This window comes from Enterococcus massiliensis (genome assembly GCF_001050095.1).
GTDB classification, from domain to species: Bacteria; Bacillota; Bacilli; order Lactobacillales; family Enterococcaceae; genus Enterococcus_C; species Enterococcus_C songbeiensis.
Window position 1 is genome coordinate 877070 of sequence record NZ_CVRN01000007.1, and the last position, 18821, is coordinate 895890.

General features: G+C 36.1%; 16 protein-coding genes. 14 read left to right on the forward strand and 2 right to left on the reverse strand.

All coding sequences use genetic code 11. The annotated features are described in order from the left end of the window. Positions 1–31: 31 nt before the first annotated feature. Both BN1875_RS11520 and BN1875_RS11525 read right to left on the reverse strand, forming a co-directional pair. Entirely contained in the window at positions 32–388 is a 357-nt protein-coding gene (locus BN1875_RS11520) for a hypothetical protein (protein WP_048604979.1), read from the reverse strand. Continuing rightward, complete coding sequence (locus tag BN1875_RS11525) at positions 385–1716, reverse strand: Y-family DNA polymerase (protein ID WP_048604980.1); 1332 nt, start codon at positions 1714–1716, stop codon at positions 385–387. Before BN1875_RS11525 ends, BN1875_RS11520 begins: the two co-directional genes overlap by 4 nt. Before the next feature lie 186 nt (positions 1717–1902). Here BN1875_RS11525 and BN1875_RS11530 point away from each other — a divergent pair, with 186 nt between their 5' ends. From BN1875_RS11530 to BN1875_RS11595, 14 genes are all read left to right on the forward strand, one after another. Continuing rightward, positions 1903–3024 carry a baeRF6 domain-containing protein gene (locus BN1875_RS11530; protein ID WP_048604981.1) on the forward strand — a complete coding sequence of 374 codons (1122 nt, stop codon included), beginning with the start codon at positions 1903–1905 and terminating at the stop codon, positions 3022–3024. Between the two features lie 309 nt (positions 3025–3333). After that, the gene (locus BN1875_RS11535) at positions 3334–3534 is read left to right on the forward strand and encodes a cold-shock protein (protein ID WP_048604982.1); all 201 of its coding nucleotides are present in this window, start codon (positions 3334–3336) and stop codon (positions 3532–3534) included. A 128-nt stretch (positions 3535–3662) separates the two neighbouring features. After that, positions 3663–3962 (forward strand): hypothetical protein, encoded by a 300-nt coding sequence (locus BN1875_RS11540; RefSeq protein ID WP_048604983.1) that lies wholly within the window; start codon positions 3663–3665, stop codon positions 3960–3962. 157 nt (positions 3963–4119) lie between these two features. After that, positions 4120–6888 carry a helicase C-terminal domain-containing protein gene (locus BN1875_RS11545; RefSeq protein ID WP_048604984.1) on the forward strand — a complete coding sequence of 923 codons (2769 nt, stop codon included), beginning with the start codon at positions 4120–4122 and terminating at the stop codon, positions 6886–6888. Between the two features lie 131 nt (positions 6889–7019). Next, entirely contained in the window at positions 7020–7514 is a 495-nt protein-coding gene (locus tag BN1875_RS11550; RefSeq protein ID WP_048604985.1) for a cell wall elongation regulator TseB-like domain-containing protein, read from the forward strand. Positions 7515–7532: 18 nt separating this feature from the next. Then, complete coding sequence (locus tag BN1875_RS11555; RefSeq protein ID WP_048604986.1) at positions 7533–8723, forward strand: pyridoxal phosphate-dependent aminotransferase; 1191 nt, start codon at positions 7533–7535, stop codon at positions 8721–8723. A gap of 42 nt (positions 8724–8765) precedes the next feature. After that, positions 8766–10064, forward strand: coding sequence for an asparagine--tRNA ligase (asnS, locus tag BN1875_RS11560; protein WP_048604987.1), 1299 nt, complete (start codon positions 8766–8768; stop codon positions 10062–10064). Positions 10065–10266: 202 nt separating this feature from the next. Continuing rightward, positions 10267–10488, forward strand: coding sequence for a hypothetical protein (locus BN1875_RS11565; RefSeq protein WP_048604988.1), 222 nt, complete (start codon positions 10267–10269; stop codon positions 10486–10488). Between the two features lie 176 nt (positions 10489–10664). Next, complete coding sequence (locus BN1875_RS11570) at positions 10665–11813, forward strand: CDP-glycerol glycerophosphotransferase family protein (RefSeq protein WP_048604989.1); 1149 nt, start codon at positions 10665–10667, stop codon at positions 11811–11813. Further along, a complete protein-coding gene (locus tag BN1875_RS11575) occupies positions 11803–12537 on the forward strand; it encodes a WecB/TagA/CpsF family glycosyltransferase (RefSeq protein ID WP_187115928.1) in 735 nt (244 codons plus the stop codon). Before BN1875_RS11570 ends, BN1875_RS11575 begins: the two co-directional genes overlap by 11 nt. A 21-nt stretch (positions 12538–12558) precedes the next feature. Continuing rightward, positions 12559–14907 carry a CDP-glycerol glycerophosphotransferase family protein gene (locus tag BN1875_RS11580; RefSeq protein ID WP_048604990.1) on the forward strand — a complete coding sequence of 783 codons (2349 nt, stop codon included), beginning with the start codon at positions 12559–12561 and terminating at the stop codon, positions 14905–14907. Between the two features lie 93 nt (positions 14908–15000). Then, positions 15001–15951 carry a glycosyltransferase family 2 protein gene (locus tag BN1875_RS11585; protein WP_048604991.1) on the forward strand — a complete coding sequence of 317 codons (951 nt, stop codon included), beginning with the start codon at positions 15001–15003 and terminating at the stop codon, positions 15949–15951. Beyond that, positions 15948–17714: a DUF6020 family protein gene (locus BN1875_RS11590; protein ID WP_048604992.1), complete on the forward strand. Its 1767-nt coding sequence runs from the start codon at positions 15948–15950 to the stop codon at positions 17712–17714. The genes BN1875_RS11585 and BN1875_RS11590 overlap by 4 nt, the downstream gene beginning before the upstream one ends. Next, the gene (locus BN1875_RS11595; protein ID WP_048604993.1) at positions 17714–18814 is read left to right on the forward strand and encodes an acyltransferase family protein; all 1101 of its coding nucleotides are present in this window, start codon (positions 17714–17716) and stop codon (positions 18812–18814) included. The genes BN1875_RS11590 and BN1875_RS11595 overlap by 1 nt, the downstream gene beginning before the upstream one ends. The last annotated feature ends 7 nt before the right edge of the window (positions 18815–18821 follow it).

Consider the following 18821-nt stretch of genomic DNA (forward strand, 5'->3'; position numbering starts at 1 on the left):
CCCACTGTCAGGGACGATTCTTTTTCTATATCTACGTCAGGTCACTCCACTTTTTTTGCTGATGAAAAGCGACATGACGAATTTCATCGTAATCAATTTTCTGATCTGCTAAGTAGATGCCTAATTCATCATATCCTTGTATTTTTCCAATAATATCCGCGGAGTACAATCCTTCCTCGTTGATTTCTTCTTTTTGAATTGCAATCATTCTTCCTTTGAGTCTGGCTTCATATAAAACATGATCAATCTCATTTTTTGTCATGACTTCTTTTGCCGGCCAGATAAAAGAACGTTCTTTTTTTTCCTGGGCAAGCTGATTGGTGTGTTCAGACAAATAAAAGCCTTGCCATTTTAATTTCTTGCGATCGTGGTATTCATGTAAACTCATAGGCCATCTAAACCTCCTGCTCCGCCAGCGTGTCCGCCAATCAGGTGGCTACGGGCAATACTTCTTGCGCCGTCTAATTTGCTAGTAGCATAGACGATCGCTGAAAATCCATATTTTTCACGGATTTTATCAATAATTTGATCCAAGCGTTCATTTGCGATACTTTGTTCGGGAAGTTCAAACAAATCAAGTTGTTTGTCGGCAGTAAATAATAAGTTTGAATAGCTGACTCCGACATGGCGAACCACCTGTCCAGAATAGTAAGTGCGAAAAATTTGTAGGCAATAATGAATTAACTTTTTCGTGCTGTCAGTAGCGGTGATTTTCATTTGATGGGAGAAACCATTTTCGTTGGCTCCTCGCGAAGTACCAATGTACAAGGAAACACATTGGGTCAAGCAATGGTGACGCCGCAAGCGGGCAGCTACTTGTTCAGCCATTTCCTTGACCACGATTTCGATTTCTTGCGGTTTAAAATAATCTCTTGGCAATACTTGACTGTTCCCATAGGATTTGTCTTTAGTTATCGGGGACGGTTCAGAAAGTAACGTTCGATCGACTCCGTTGGCGTGGTAATACAATTGTTCTCCTAGAATACCGAAATGGCAATGCAAAAAATCGGGGTCTGTATGCGCTAATTGATAGATCGTATCGATTCCTAATTGATACAAGCGCTTTTTCATGCGATTACCGATCCCCCAAAAATCCGTAATCTCCGGAATAGACCAAACTTTTTTTTCGACGTCTTCGTAGCACCATTGAGCGATAAAATTGGCATTGTGTTTTGATTCATTGTCAAGAGCCAGCTTAGCTAATAGGGGATTATCACCGATGCCTACTGAAAAAATCAAACCGAGTTCAGTCCTGGCTTCTTCCTGAATTCTTTCTGCTAATTTTTGTCTCTTTTCTTGTCGAGTCAAGGAATCATCAGGAATAAATAGTGTGAGGGAATGGGTGACATCCAGAATCGATTCATCAATGGAATAAATCAGCAAATCCTCATCTGCCACATAGCGGCGGAAAAGGGCGTTGAATTTTTTGTTTTCTTGGATGTATAGACTCATTCGCGGTGGCACTTTTTTTAAGTCTGGATGATTGGGCAAATTATCCGCTCGTGTGACATTAGTGATGCCTAAAATTCTTTTTGCTTCGGGAGAAGATGCTAAAATCAAGCTGTTGCCGGTGTTGTCTTCGCTACTCATCACTACCAACATAGTTTTTAGGGGATCCCATCCCCGCATGGCACATTCGACGGTGGCGTAAAAACTTTTAACATCGATAAACAAAATATCGCGAACGGGTTCTTGTGTGTAATCGATGGTTCTCATGTGCTTCACCTCTTCTTAATTATACGAACGTACGTTTGCTTTTGTAAAGCGAACAAAAGGTAAAGTTTGATTTTTTTGAAAGAAAGATAGTCAGAAAATGGTGTAAATCGTTTTTCTTTATGAATAGTTGTAAGCGTGTTACACTTTTATTGTAGAATTTAAAGCTATCCAAGGAGGGATCGTTACATGACAAAAATTGGGAAGAAATTATTGTCACAATTAACATCAGAAGGCGTAGAGGGACCCTTTGTCACCATTATGCTGAATACTCACGTGGGGCATCAAAACGTAGAAAAGGATCAAATCAAGTTGAAAAACTTTGCGAAAGAAGCAAAAAAACGGTTTGATAAAAAATATCCTGAAAAAGATTGGACGGTGTTCCAAAAAAATGTAGATGCGTTATTGGCGGATCAATCCTTTTGGCGTAGCGGCACGACCAGTGTGGCAATCATTCTTACCGAAAGTGACTGTTATATCCATCGTTTGAGTATTTCAGTTGATGATCAATACTATGTAGGCAATCTTCCTTACATTTTAGCTATCATCAAAAATGCTCAATTTAATTATACTTATTATTTACTGGGATTGAATCGTGATTCCATTAAGCTGTATTTTGTTGACAATAAAATTGTTAAAGAAGTGGAACTGCCAGAAGGGGCACCTGTGGATGTTCCCACGGCACTTGGCGATGAATTGACTGGTGGAAGCTTGAATTACAGCTCTCAAGGCAGTCGGAATGGCTCCAAAGAAGGCGTTGCTTATCATGGCGTAAATGCAAAAGATGAAGAAGTAGAAATTGACTGGGTAAATTATTATCAAGCAGTTGATACTTTCTTTAAAGATGAATTTAACAATGAAGAAAATTACCCGCTTTATCTTTATGCGTTGCCGGAAAATCAAACGATGTTCAAAAAATATGCGAAAACCCCTTATTATTGCAGTGATGCGGCTGTGTCGGCTTCTCCTGCACAACTTTCTATTCAAGAAATCAAGAATGGCGCAGAGCAGCTGACAGAAGCATTGGCGAAAAAGGAAATGGCTGAATATCAAAAATTGATGGATCGAAAATTTATCGATCAATTAGTCGATATCAAGTTAGCAGCTACAGAAGGGCGTATCTCTCATCTTTTCATCGCAACAGCCAATCTGGTAGATGGATTTGGAGAAGATGTCGATACGGAATATGATCGGCGCCAAGTATTGAATACGATGGCAGATGAAGTGGTGAAAAACGGCGGACAAGTATTTATTCTTGATCAAAAAGATGCACCGGATGAAAAAAGTCTCGTTGCGATTTTGCGCTATTGATTGCTGAATCCTTCATTTTTCAAGAAAGACTGATCTCTTGCCTGCTTTTCTTTGTGGGAAGCAGGTAGTTATTTTTTAATTAGTAGATTTATTAATAAAATTTCATTCGCTGAGACTGAAAAAGTTATTAAATAATTCATAATTTGCTAAAAAGATTAGCCAGAAACAAATTAGTGTGGTACAATACTTTATGTAGTATTTGTTACGGTAATTTATGGTAAGCTTGTTTCATTTTAAAACATCTTCCACATTTTCACCCGATACAAGTAATTGCAAATATGTGTATCAAACACAAGGAGGATTTTTATTATGCAAACAGGTACAGTAAAATGGTTCAACTCAGACAAAGGTTTTGGTTTCATCACTGCTGAAGACGGAAATGACGTATTCGTACATTTCTCAGCTATCCAAGGTGACGGCTTCAAAACTTTAGAAGAAGGTCAAGCAGTAACATTTGATGTTGAAGACGGTCAACGTGGCCCTCAAGCAACAAACGTTAACAAAGCTTAATTCTAATTATTGACTTGGAAAGTCTGGTGCTTTTGCATCAGGCTTTTTTTATACCCAAAAATCGTTTTGCCAGTATTCTTTACCAATTTTTTTAGATGGAGTAAACTAATAAAAAAGGAGGAACAAACATGGATTCATTAAATAAAGATCACCTTTATTCGCAGCAAGCGACGAAAGCGACGCAGATTTTATTCATCCTCACTAGCATTCTTGCACTTGTTTCAATTATTTTTGCCTTTGTACAAAATTTATGGTGGCTACTTTTATTAGTTGGGATCATGATTTTCTGGTTGGTAGTAAGTAGTGTGCGCAAAACGATTCCTGTTTTCGATTGGACAGAAAAAAAGTTACTTGTCGTGGACAATAAAAAATGGTTGCAGTTTAAGAAAGATTTTCCCAAACAAGTAGCAGCCAATGGAAAAAAATAAAAAGATGATGCCAGTCATCAAAAAGTAGAGGAGAAAGGTAAGTTGCTTTTTCCTCTTTTTTTATTCAAAAATGCAGGCATCTACTTGAAAAGCGCTGAAATGTCTTTGGGATTTGTAGTATAATGCAAAGGTATATGCAAGGAGGCTACCAGTCAAAATGAAGACGTACGCAATTGTAGATATAGAAACGACGGGGACAGATCCGAAAGTTGATCGGATCATTCAACTTGGCTGTGTGTTGATTCGAAATGGGCAAGTGATCCAGCGCTTTGCAACAGATGTCAATCCCGATCGTCTTATTCCGAAACAAATCGAAAATTTGACGCATATTAGCAATCAGCGGGTAAAAAAAGCCCCTTATTTTGAAGATATCGCTTTAACGATTTACAATTTATTGGCAGATACGGTTTTTGTCGCCCATAATATTTATTTTGATTACAATTTTTTGAATAAGGAATTGCAACGTTGCGGTGCGCCGGAATTGACGATCCCTGGAATCGATACGGTGGAGCTGGCACAAATATTTTTGCCAACAGAAATCAGTTTTCGTCTGGGAGATTTGGCGGAAAGTCTGGGCTTGAGCCATGAAAATCCTCATCAGGCAGATAGTGATGCGGAAGTTACCGGAGCATTATTTTTATATATTGAAGCGATGATTAAGCAACTGCCGGTCATCACAGTGGAGAAAATCGCCGCTTTGAGCAAACCTTTAGGCATGCAGACCAGCAACTATATTCGCTCATTAGCAAATGAAATGAAACGACACCCGAAACCATTGGACAGTCAACTGGAGGTGGTTAGCGGGATTGCTTTGCGCAAAAAAAGGCTTACTTACTTTGAGAAAAATTATTTTGCAGAGGATTATCCCAAAAAGAAAAAAGGCAAAGAACATCTTTTTGCCGGAAAGCTTGCCTTCAGAAAAGATCAGGCACGATTGATGAATTTGGTCTATCGGCATTTTACCGAGACACCGGACAACAAAAATCTGCTGATTGAAGCTGCTACCGGGATGGGAAAAACGATTGGTTATCTTTTGCCGCTGAATTATGTTGCCACACCGGAACAGCCAGCGATTATCAGTACCGTTTCACTTGTTTTGCAGGATCAATTGTTGAAAAAAGACATTCCACTATTGAATCAATTATTTCACCAACCCATCCAAGCAACGGTGATCAAAGGCAATCAGCATTACATCGATTTACAACGCTTTAAAGCGACATTGCAGCGGCCATTGCCGCAAAAACAATATGCACTGTATCAGTCGGCAGTCTTGGTTTGGTTAACTCAAACAACGACTGGAGATTTTGATGAACTAAATCTTATTAGTTTGAACCATCTGCTGTTTAAAGAAATTCACCATCGGGGAGTATCCCATCTGTCTGTCACAGATGAATTTTATGAACAGGATTTTTTACGTTATCTGCATCAACGGATGAAGGAGAGCAATTTTCTGATTGTAAATCATGCGCTGTTAGCGCAGGAAAGCTTGCGGGAGAACCCGTTGTTGCCCCGAAGCCCTTATTTAGTTATTGATGAAGCACATCATCTTCCAGATATTTGTGAGCGAGTTGCCAGCCAATCGGTTAATTTTGCGGTATTTCATCGAAAAGCTCAACAACTGTTGGAGCCTATCGGGTTGTTTGCTCGACTTGAAGAATTGTTGGAAGATCAGTCAGAGTGTTTGCGGTTGTTGGCTATTTATCAAGAGGAGATTCGTTTTTTGGTGGAAAGCCAGGAACTTTTTCTTGAAGCTTTGTCGGAACAAGTATCTTTTGAAAAAGAAACGATTATTACTGCAGATACGTTGCAGCAACTGTCTTTATCAGATGCCAAAAATATTCAGAAAATCCAATTGTATTATGAAGAAATCATCGAATTGCAGACGCAAATTACCGACTATCTTTTGCCAGACGAAAATAAGTGGTTGAAACGGGAGCAGTTTGTTTATACCGAATTGTTGGATTTATTTGAGGAGATGCAACAGCAGGCGATGGTGATGTCACGGTGGCTGGAAAATTGGCAGGAACGCTATATTCATTGGTTTGTTCCGGGAACGAAGGCGCCGGCTGGAATAATAAAAATCACCGATTTTGAAGCTTCCTTGTTACCTCAAACTACGTGGTATCAACGATATGATCGAATCATTTATGTTGGTGGAACGTTGAAAATCGCTGCTGATCGTTTGTATTTTCCTAAAAAAATGGGAATACCGGAAGCACCCTTAAAAATTTTGCCCTCGCCTTTTGATTATAAAGCGCAGGCTCGGATTTTTATTCCTTCAGAAGGAAGCTCGATTCCAGAACTTTCTTCCGAAGAATATGTGGATTATTTAGTTAAGACTTTGGAAAATCTTTTAAAAGATTTCAATAAGCCGGTGCTGGTATTGTTCACTTCCCACGAAATTTTGCAAAAAGTTTACGGTCGAATGCACTTGGCGTTTTTAACCAAAGGAAGGGAAATCTTTGCCCAAGGAATTGGTGGTAGCCGGGAAAAAATCTTGAAACGCTTCAGTCAATCAGATGCGGCAATTTTATTTGGTGCAGATAGTTTTTGGGAAGGAATCGACCTCCCAGGAGATACTTTGCAGCTGGTAATCGTGACCCGCTTGCCTTTTGAAAATCCTAAACGTCCAGAAGTTCAAGCTAAAAACGCCTTTTTACAGGAAAAAGGAATCAATCCTTTTTTTCAAGAAGCTATTCCAAAAGCGGCATTGAAATTGCGTCAAGGGTTGGGGCGATTGATTCGCTCCCAACAAGATCATGGGGTAATGATTTTATTGGATCGTCGACTGCTAACAACGAAATACGGGAAACGAATCCGGCAAGCACTACCGAAAGAAGCCGTGATCGCAGAGCTGCCGCTTTCAGAAATATCTTCAGAAATGTATAAATTTTTGGATAAATCCTCAGCAACGGATGAAAATTAGCGGTATGGAAACAAAAAAATCTGCTATAATGAATAACAACAATTTGTTGAAGACCTGAGCTGACTTTATGTTGTTACCCGTCAGCTAGGGACATAAAATTCAGCGCCAAAAAAGGAACAAGGAGTAATGTAGTGAGCAAAGACAAAAGCAAACGACAGGAAGTTATTTTAATCATCTTAGCTAGTGTGTTGGCGGCAATTCTTTTGTTTGGCGGTATTTTTTATACTCGAGCAACTCGTCCTTTAAGACAAGCAGAAAAAGAAGCGACGGCCATGGCAAAAAAATATACGGATCTTGAAGAGGTGGACCAATTTTATTGGTTTACCCGGGAGAAAACCTATTTTAGTTTGACTGGCAAAAATAAAAAAGGCCAGCAAATTGCTGTAATCATTCCAAAAGATGGAAAGAAAATCACGCTGTTGGCACAAAAAGATGGGATCACGGAGGATGCAGCAAAGGCGATGGTCGCAAAAACCTATCCAAAAGAATCCGTGGAAAAGGCCAGTCTGGGAATTTTTGAGGACGAACCGGTTTGGGAAATCGTCACACGAACATCTAAGGGAGTTAATTATTATTTAATTGCGTTTGAAAATGGTGAAGAGATTAAAACAATCACGAACGTTTAATTTGAAAGGGTGAAGGGTATGAAACTTTCGCAACGAGCGGAGAAATTAGAACCATCAGTAACGCTGGCAGCGTCTACTAAAGCAAAGGCGTTGAAAGCACAAGGGAAAGATATTTTAAGTTTGACTGTCGGGGAACCGGATTTTGTTACGCCTAAAAATATTCAACAAGCAGCAATCCGTGCCATTGAAAGCGGCAAAGCTAGTTTTTACACGCAATCTGCAGGTATCCCTGAGCTTAGACAAGCTGTTGTTTCGTGGATCAAGAAAAATTATGGCCTTGAATACGAGGTAAAGCAAACCATTGTGACAGATGGGGCCAAATTTGCTCTCTACACGCTGTTTCAAGCAATTCTGGATCCGGAAGATGAGGTTATCATTCCTGTTCCTTATTGGGTAAGCTATGGCGAACAGGTCAAGCTGGCACAAGGCGTTCCGGTGTTTGTTGAAGGTCGTCACGAGAATAACTTTAAAGTGACCGTTGAACAACTGAAAAAGGCGGTTTCTCCAAAAACGAAAGCCATGATTTTAAATTCACCGTCAAATCCAACAGGAATGATTTATACGAAAGAAGAATTGCGGCTGATTGGTGAATGGGCAGTTGCTGAAAATATTTTGATCATTGCTGATGATATTTATGGCAATCTTGTGTATAACGGAAATACCTTTACCCCAATCGCCACAATTTCTGAAGCAATCCGCAAACAAACGATTATCATTAACGGTGTTTCTAAAACGTATGCCATGACTGGTTGGCGGATCGGTTTTGCAGTGGGCAACGAAACTGTTATTCAAGCAATGATTGATATCGCTTCGCAATCCACCAGCAATCCGACCGCAGTGAGTCAATATGCAGCAGTTGAAGCGTTAAATGGTCCGCAAGATTCCGTAGAAATCATGCGCAAAGCGTTTGAAGAACGATTGAACAAATTATATCCCTTGATTACAGCAATTCCAGGAGTCAAGTTGGACAAACCGCAAGGTGCTTTTTATTTATTTCCAAATGTCAAAAAGACGATGACTTTATGCGGCTACTCAGATATCAATGCTTTTGTTGAAGCAATCTTGGAAGAAGCGGGGGTCGCTCTTGTAACGGGGGCAGGCTTTGGTGCACCGGAAAATCTGCGGATTAGTTATGCAGCAAATTGGGAAACCTTAGAAAAGGCTGTGGCACGAATCCATTCTTTTGTTGAAAAGAAGCAAGGAAAGTAATAAAATTTCTATGAGTGTATAAATTAGATTGGAGAGACATCAGTGGAGCAAATTCAAATTATTGACGCAAAGAATCATGTAGGTGAAATCGTGAAAATCGGTGCATGGGTAGCAAATAAGCGATCAAGCGGCAAAATCGCTTTTTTACAGTTACGAGACGGAACGGCCTATTTTCAAGGGGTAGTCGTTAAAAGCGAAGTATCCGAAGAAATTTTTCAATTGGCAAAAAATTTAAACCAAGAAACATCTATTTGGGTGGAAGGTGAAATTCGTGAAGACAGCCGTTCAAAATTTGGTTACGAAATTGGCATCTCCGGCATTGAAGTTGTAGGTGAAAGCCAAGATTATCCTATTACGCCAAAAGAACATGGAACAGATTTTTTGATGGATCATCGCCATTTGTGGTTGCGTTCTTCACGGCAACACGCCATCATGCAAATTCGAAATGAAATTATTCGTGCAAGTTACGAATTTTTCAACAAAGAAGGATTTATCAAAATCGATCCACCGATTTTAACTGGTTCAGCACCAGAAGGAACGACCGATTTATTCGAAACCAATTATTTTGATCAAAAGGCATATCTTTCTCAATCAGGGCAATTATATATGGAAGCTGCGGCAATGGCCTTTGGCAAGGTATTTTCTTTTGGTCCAACATTCCGGGCAGAAAAATCGAAAACACGTCGTCATTTAATTGAATTTTGGATGATCGAACCAGAAATGGCATTTATGCATCAAGAAGAAAGTTTAGAAATTCAAGAAAATTATGTAGCTTATCTGGTTCAAAATGTATTAGACCATTGCGATTATGCGCTTCATGTATTAGGGCGGGATCGGGCAGTGTTGGAAAAATATACGCAATTACCTTATCCACGAATTTCCTATGATGATGCGGTCACTTTATTGAAGAAAAATGGGTTTGAAGATATTGAGTGGGGAGACGACTTCGGTTCACCTCATGAAACCTTTATTGCCAATTCCTTTGATCAACCGGTGTTCATTTTGAACTATCCAAAAGCGATCAAACCATTTTATATGAAGCCACACCCAACCCGGGAAGATCTTGTTATCTGTGCAGATATGATTGCTCCAGAAGGATATGGGGAAATCATCGGCGGTTCTGAACGTGCCACTGATTATGAATATCTATTGGAGGAAATCAAGGCGCATGGTTTAGATGAACAGGAATATTCTTGGTACCTTGATTTACGCCAATATGGTTCTGTACCTCATGCTGGATTTGGTCTGGGCTTGGAACGAACGGTCACGTGGCTTTCAGGTATCGAGCATGTCCGGGAAGCAATACCGTTTCCACGTTTGTTGAATCGTATTTATCCATAAATAAAATGAAAGCTTTCAAAATCTGTCGGGATTTTGAAAGCTTTTTTCTATATAAGGAATAAAAAGGAATAACTTTTCTCTTATTTAGAAATGGTATACTTGTATATACACGATGAGAATATAGATATTTCCATGATGATATTTGATAAATGATAATTGGTATGGTATTGTAAATGTAGGTTAACAGTAAAGGAGTTTTAAAATGATTACAAAAACAGCGATTCAAATTGGAAAGAAGTATGAAGTCAAACCTCACGAATTTCACCGTTCATTTGTTGGTGTCGCGAAGGAAATCACTGGAAAAGGAATCGTGTTTGATGTCGAATATTGTGATATCTGTGATCGAGACAAGGCGACAACAACCGTACTTGCTGATTGTGCCGATGTGAAACAACAAGTAGGAGAAAAATATTTTTTCAGTTAAAATCTAGTAAAATTTAAAAAGTATGCAGCTTGCTGGTATCAAGACTCTTGATAAACGGCAAGCTTTTTTTGTGAAAAAATTGAAAACGATTGAAAGAAATATGACAGTTTCTTTACAATTGTTTTCTTTTCCCGGGCTTTCAGGTAAAATAAGAAGCAGTGTAAAGGGGGATTTTAATGAAGGCCCTATTAGCTAGTATGAAGTCTCTTTATCTTTTCATGGTAGCAAAAAGAAGCAATCAGCAAACACAAAAAAATGACAAAATTATTTTTTTGTTGAGTTTTCCACTGACGAGTCATTGGATGTTAACCGGACTGTACGAAAAATTTGGCAAACGGCTAGTTATTTGCTACACAAAAAATGCACAGGAATTGGCGCAAAGTTATCAAAATCTCGGCTGCGACATCTATCGTTTGGATTCTTTCAGCGAACTTTTATGGAAAGCTATTCCCATAATCAAAGGATCTACTATGATTTTGTGTGACAACTATTTTCCATTTTTGGGAGGTGTCACTTTTGATGAAGACACAAAAGTTGTTCAACTCTGGCATGCAGGTGGTGCCATCAAAACCTTTGGACTTCAAGCAGAATACGCCAAAAATAGTTCAATCCAAGATCGCCAGCGATTTCAACGAGTCTATGATCGGCAAACGCATTATGTTGTTGGTTCAAATCGAATGTCGGAAATTTTTAAAGCGAGTTATCAAGCAAAAAATGCAGAATTTTTGCCCTTCGGATATATACCGACGGATCGTTATTTTGATGAAGCTTGGCTTGTACAAGCAAAAAAACAATTTCGTCACTTGTTTGGCACAAAAAAAAGTTTGCTCTATGTTCCCACTTATCGGGAAAATGACTCCGCCAATCCGATTGACTTTTCAAAATTAGCAGCAGCATTAGGGGATGAGTGGCAAGTATTCGCAAAGGCACATCCTCATGATCAAACGTTGCAACAAAAATTAGCGGCTGATCCACAGGTAATCACTGACTTTAAAAAAATGAGTTTGCAGGAAATCCTGCCTTCAATAGATTGCCTAATCTCGGATTATTCCTCTGTTCCTTTTGAATATACCTTAGCAAATCCGCAAGGGAAATTACTTTTCTTCTGCTATGATTTGCAGAGCTATCAAACAGAGGTGGGGATTCAAACAGCGTTTTTTGAACAGTTTCCAGAGGCTGTGGCAGAAACCTTGGATGAGCTAATCAAAAAAACGGCAGCAGCCCAGTCAATCGATTTTCAGGTATTTAATCGTACGTGGAATCAATACAATCACGGAACTGCAATGAAACAATTAACGAATTGGATGGAAGAAAATGGCGCATGAATACATTATGGGAATCCCGGTCGATCAATTAACATATGACATGATTCTGGCAGAGGTTCCTCAGTATCTGAGTTCAGGGAAAAAAATGACTGCAATCAGTGTCAATCCGCAAATTGTCACTCAGGCAAGAAATTATCCAGAAGTAATTGACTTTATCAAGACAAGTACGCACCGTATCCCTGATGGAATCGGAATTGTGTTGGTCTCGAAATTAACAGGTGGAAAAATTAATGAGCGCGTGGCGGGTTTTGAATTGATGCAGAAATTTTTAGAATATGCGAATCTCTACGGGCACAGTGCCTTTTTTTATGGTGCAAAACCAGAAATTTTGCAAGATGCCATCGCAAATCTTAAGAAAAGATATCCTAAGATGAGAATTGCCGGAGCGATTGACGGTTATACCACCTTATCAGAAGACCAAGTCGTTGAACAAATCAATCAGGCAGCTCCTGATTTTTTATTTGTTGCACTTGGCTTTCCCCGACAAGAACAGTGGTTGGCACGGAATAGCGAACGCCTCAAAGTTTCGATTTTTCAAGACGTCGGCGGCAGTTTCGACGTATTGAGTGGTCATGTGAAACGCGCACCGCAGTTTTATTTGGATCATCATTTGGAATGGCTGTATCGCTCGTTGAGCAATCCAGCGCGAATCGGTCGAATTTTTCAACTGCCGGTTTTTGTGGTAAAGAGTTTATGGTGGAAGATGAGGGAGGGAAGACGGTAGTCAGTATAGCTGCCGTATTTTATGAGTATTGGAATTATTGGCTACGATTTGTTTGGAACTGGAGGGACAAGTCGAAGTAATATTAACTTAATAAATGAATTTTTAGAAATTGGTGAAACTGTCACTTATTTTAATCTTCTTCCTTTCTCTAAAAAAAAGATAAAGAAAATAGAAGAAGAAATTTTAGACAGGAAAAGTATTAATTTTTCTACTGTTGATAAATTCAGAGAGTCTGACTCATGTGATACATATATTATTACTAGGGAAAGTTTATTCCTATTTTCAAAAGTAATAAAATTGTCTTTTCCTGATAGTAAAGTCATTGGAGAAGTACATGCACCGTTAGATTTAATCGAACCAGAGGTTGATCTTTGTCCTGATTCTATTGATGTCTACAGAGTAGCCACTGAATCAATAAAGGAGGAGTTTTGTAAAAGAATTAAAGGAGATAATGTTGTTGTTTTCCCCGTGAGTGCTCGCCATATTAAAAAATTTAATATGACATATCAAAATAACGAGAATAGAAAAAATTTTTTAATATATTCTCGTTTTGATGAAAGACAGAAAGATATAGCTTATGCAATTAAACTAATGGAATACTATGTCAATAAATTAAAGAAAAAAAACTATTTCCTTTATATAAATGGCAATGGTTCTGGGGAAATTTTGTACAGAAAATTGATAGAACTCTATTCTTTGCAAAGTTATGTATTTATCAATCAGGAAAAACCAAATGCGTATATTTATTTATCCACAGCTCGATATGAAACATTTGGCTATTCTATAATGGAAGCTTTTTCTGAGGGGAAACAGATCATTCTTTATCATGGAGATGATCAATCACTTTCCGATATTTACCAAGGATTTAAATCTATCTGTTGGATTAACAAAAATATTTTTTCTGACAGTCAAGAAATTGACAGGTTTTTATCATGCTCTTTCAGTGAATCACAGAAAAAATATGCTGCTGATGTTGAACATGCAAGAGAAACTTTAACTTTACGTGATTACGGAAGACAGTATATTCTAACAGTTATAAATTCAAAATATAAAAAGGAATACACTTCAAGTGTTTCACAAGAGCTTATTTATAATAAGCTAATGGAAAATAATAATCTAAAAAAAGAACGATTGATATTAAACGTATATTTAAGAATGAAGGAACTTCCTTTCATTGGAAAAGTAGTTAGCAGTAACTATATAAAAAATTCTATCAAAAAAGCACTATCCCTTTTTAAAAAAAAGAAATTATCAACGGATCGGTTACTTGAAGGAAAGCTATGGAATAATTTTATATTTGTTGAATCATTCCATGGAAAATCTTTTTCAGGGGATCCTAAATACTTGGCCTTAGCATTAAAAAAAGAAAATCCTGAAATGATAATTTATGTGAGTTCAATTAATGAACTAGTAGACATGGAAATTTTAGATAATGGATGTATTCCATTACGATTAGGTGGAAATCAATATATTGAGAAATTCAGGAAATCAAAATTGGTCATACTTAATGGTAATTCGTTAGATAAAGTAGGAAAAGTTAAGGGACAGATATTTCTTCAAACTTGGCACGGATTTCCATTGAAAAAAATGGTATTTGATTTAGAAAATCAAGAACAACAAAAGATTGAAAGTCAAGCTTTTTTACCTAGAATGTTGAAATGGGATTATCTCCTATCTTCGTCATCTAGAAACACAGAATTATTTTATAGTGCTTTTATGTTAGAAAAAAACGATTATTTACAAATTATAGAAAAAGGGGCACCAAGAAATTCTTATTTAATTAATAATAAGAATAATAAGAATGAAAAAATAAGAATTATACAAAAATATTTTAACCAGCCGTTCGGAGGAGAAAAAAAATATATTCTTTATTGTCCTACTTGGCGAAAAAATAAAAGGAAGAAAGTAAGCGCCTTGGACCTTAAAAAAGTGGTCCAAGGGTTACCATCAGATTATGAAATCATTGTTAAGTTACATCCACTAGAATCAAAATTATTTGATACTTATCGTAATATTGATTCAAGAGTTCATTGTTTTCCAAATGAGTTAACAGATATACAAGAATTATTTTTAATATCTGATGTATTGATTACCGATTATTCATCGGCTATGTTTGATTATGCTCATCTAAAGAAGAAAACGATTGTATTACAAGAAGATAAAACTGATTATCAAAAATTAATCGGCTGGTATTTTGACCTTGCTGCTGAAACTGGTTTAACAGGGAGAAACTTAACAGAAAAAGAATTGGCAGATGAAATTATGCAACCTAGTAAGACAGAATATAATACAATAATAGAAAAAAAATATTTGAATAGGGATAGTTCTGAGACAATTAAGGAGATTGCTAAGTCACTATCCTTGAATTAAGTTTTAAATTTGAAGATAGCAAGAACTAATTAATCATTATGATATAATTAAGAAAATACCATAGCCAATAATATATTTTTTAGGAGAGTATCTATGAATGAGAAGATAGCTGTACTATTACCATGTTATAACGAAGAATTGACAATTGCTAAAGTAATAAAAGATTTTCAAAAATATTTACCAGAGGCAGATATATATGTATATGATAATAATTCTTCAGATAAAACTTATGAAACTGCTAAGGCGGCTGGAGCAATCGTTAAGAAAGAATATAAACAAGGTAAAGGAAACGTTGTTCGCGCAATGTTTAGAGATATTGATGCTGACTACTACATTATGGCTGATGGAGATGATACCTACCCAGCTGAAGAGATAGATAAACTTCTCGCTCCTTTAAAGAGTGGTAAAGCTGATATGACAATTGGTGACCGACTCTCTAACGGAACTTATTCTGAAGAGAATAAGAGAGCATTTCACGATTTCGGAAATAACCTTGTGCGTTCCTTGATAAACGGACTTTACCGAGCAAACTATAGAGATATTATGACTGGTTATCGTGGGTTTAATAAGCTATTTGTAAAAAGTTTTCCAGTTTTGAGTCCCGGTTTTGAAATTGAAACTGAATTGAGTATACATGCATTAGATAAACGATTTAACTTGGTTGAGGTTCCTATAGAATATCGTGATCGACCAGAAGGTAGTGAGTCTAAACTTAATACATTTTCTGATGGTTTTAAAGTGCTAAAAACTATCTTTTCCCTTTTTAAAGACTATAAGCCATTAATTTTCTTTACATTATGGATGATAGTATTTTTGGTGCTAGGATTATTAGTGGGTTTACCTGTAATTTCAGAATTTCATCAAACAGGAATAATTACAAAAATGCCATCTGCCATTTTAGCCGTAGGACTGGTGGTTTTAGCAATATTATTTTTTGTCTGTGGACTCATTCTGGATACTGTAGCAAGGAAATCTCGTTCTCAGTATGAAATAGATGTTCAACTAATTATTTTTCAATTAAGGTTGGAGAATAAATTAAAATGAAACTAATTATGTCCCTAGTGTTGCGAGTAATAATTTCTTTTGGTGCATTATTGCTACTTTTTGAAGATATTAGTTGGCAGTTCTTATTTTGTGGAAGTATTCTTTCATTTTTTATTATTGGAATACATTTTTTTACGATAAGATATCATAAAATCCCATTATCAAACGTTTTAAATATGATAATTGGAATCTTAAGTGTTTTCTATACTTTTTCAATATTAAGCTTATCAACCATTGAAGAAATTGCTCATAAGAAAATAGAAGTTGTCTGTTTAATGTTACTTTTCTATCTGTTTTTAGGAGATATAACTAAGGTGATTAGCAGTCAACAGAAAAAAAAGGAAAGTAAAAGAATAAGATTCTATATTTTTTTTAGTTCGTTTTTCCTTAGTTCATTACTATATTTATGGGCATTTTACCCAGGAATATTAGTACCGGACTCTATTAATCAGTGGAATCAAATACATTCGAGCATCCCATGGAATGATTGGCATCCTGTTGGCCACACAATGATGATAAAAATTATGACATATTTTGGTGATCAACTAGTTACGTTCGTCCTGTTTCAAGTTATTTTTTACAGCTTTGTAATGGGACAGATTTTTGACTTCTTGCAAGGATTCTTAAGTAAAAAAATGGTTGTTTCTTTTTTACTTTATTTTACTCTAGTTCCAATTTTTCCCCTCTCCTCTATATATGTAGTAAAAGATAGCTTATATACATACTTTTTAGTATGGAATATATTGCTTTTAATCAAAATCATCTCATCCAAGGGAATTTGGTTAAGAGGCAAATTTAACTTGCTTATGCTAATGATTTCTATTCTTGGAGTTTTATTTTTTAGACATAATGGTTGGCCTGTTTTTTTGGTGTCAATTTTTATTCTTGCATTATTTTTTAGAAAAGGATATTTACGTTTTTATTTGATATCAATTTTGTGTATTGGTATTTATCTTTTTACAACGGGACCAATATATTCTCACTTTAAAGTTATCCAATCGGATCCTACAGAATCTTTTGGGATATTTGTCCAGATTTCGGCAGCAGTTATTAAACACGACGGAAATATATCTTTAAATGAGGAAAAGTATCTATACTCTATAATGGATGAAAAAGACTGGAAAGAGTTATATGATCCGAGAGATGTAGATAAGATTAAGTTCAAAGAACGGTTTGATAAAGAAATTTTAAAAGAAAATCCCAGAAAATTTCTTCTAAATGCTCTTAGCCTTTCAATAAAAAATCCCGTTATTGCATTAAAAGCTTATTTATTACAAACAGAAATTTTATGGCACACCAATATGGAACTTATGAACATGAGACCAATTTTTAGAAAACCATTGATTGGGAAGCAAGGTCCATTTTATTTCATGCGTCAGGCAGAAATTAAAAAATATAAACCAGATTATAAAGGAATGGTAATACAACCGTCAAAATATCAAAATAATTATTTAAATCGAACTTTATCACAGTTCCTAAAATACATTGAAGAAAAGGGTCTCTATTTATTTTTGATGCCAGCGTTGTATTTTTGTATTTTTATGTTCTCTCTTATAGTACTTTGGTGGCAGGGAGCATTTAAGCTTACGCTAGCATTTACTCCGTTTTTATTAAACCTAGGTACAATGTTTGTTGCTATACCAGCTCAAGATGTTCGTTATGCGTTCCCCAACTACTTTATTGCTTTTATTTCTTTTGCACTAGCTTGGGGGTATTACAAAAATGCGAAAGATCAAAAAATAGAGGGGAATGAAAAAGTGTAATGAAGCATTATGAAAGAATGGGTAGTTTTGATGTTTTGAAAATAGGTGCTATATTTTTTATTATTTTGCATCATTACGCATTGTGGACTGGCTGGAATTTTGAAAAAGGTATTCATTTTAATAAAATAATCGCGCAGTCGTTATTGGTAGGAGGAAAGTTGGGAGTAAATATATTTATAATGATTACTGGTTACTTTATGATCAAGTCTTCTCCTAAAATAAAGAGCTTGATTATAGTTTGGATGGAAACGACCGTAATTTCATTATTTATCTATTTCCTCACACTTTTATTTCAACTGGAGGGACAAGTTTTTAGTATGGAAGTATTTATTCGCCGCTTATTCCCAGTTGTTTTTGGCCAATATTGGTTTGTTACAGCGTATTCTCTCATGTATTTAGTGATTCCAATTATTAATAAAATTATGTTGGATTATAATGATAAAAAGCGAGTTAGAATATTAAGCATTACGTTTGTCTTACTATCTATTTATACTTTCATTTATTATGATAAAGGTATGACTTTTAGTTTTCCAATTTGGTTTGTCTTTTTATATAGCTTAGGAGCACATATTAGGTTAAATGAAAATAACTTTTTGAATATTACTTTCAAAAAGTTATTTGTTAATGTTATTGTGATCTTTTCTTCTTTGGTATTGATTAATATTAGTTTACAATATTTATTTTCTAATAAGGAATATATGCTCACTAAAATATTAACCTTTTTGGGATGGCACGAAACAATATTTTATACACGTGATGCAAGTCCCTTATTGCTTTTATTGGCTGTTAATATTTTTATTATAGCAATGAAAATAAAAATAAAACCTAGGAAAGCATACCAGTATATTTCAAGAGCTGCTTTTGGAGTCTATCTTCTACAGAGTGCTCCATGGTTCAGTACAGAATATCTATGGCCTATTCTTGTTAATGGACAACGATTTTTATCTGGAAAATATATTTTGATATATGGCGTACTTGTGACCACAGCTATATATATTGTTGGAATTGTTATTTATACTTTTCTTACCCCTATCGTAAGAGGAAGTGTGAAAATTTGTAATAGAATAATTAAAAAGTTGGAAAATTTTATTTATGAATAGAGGAATT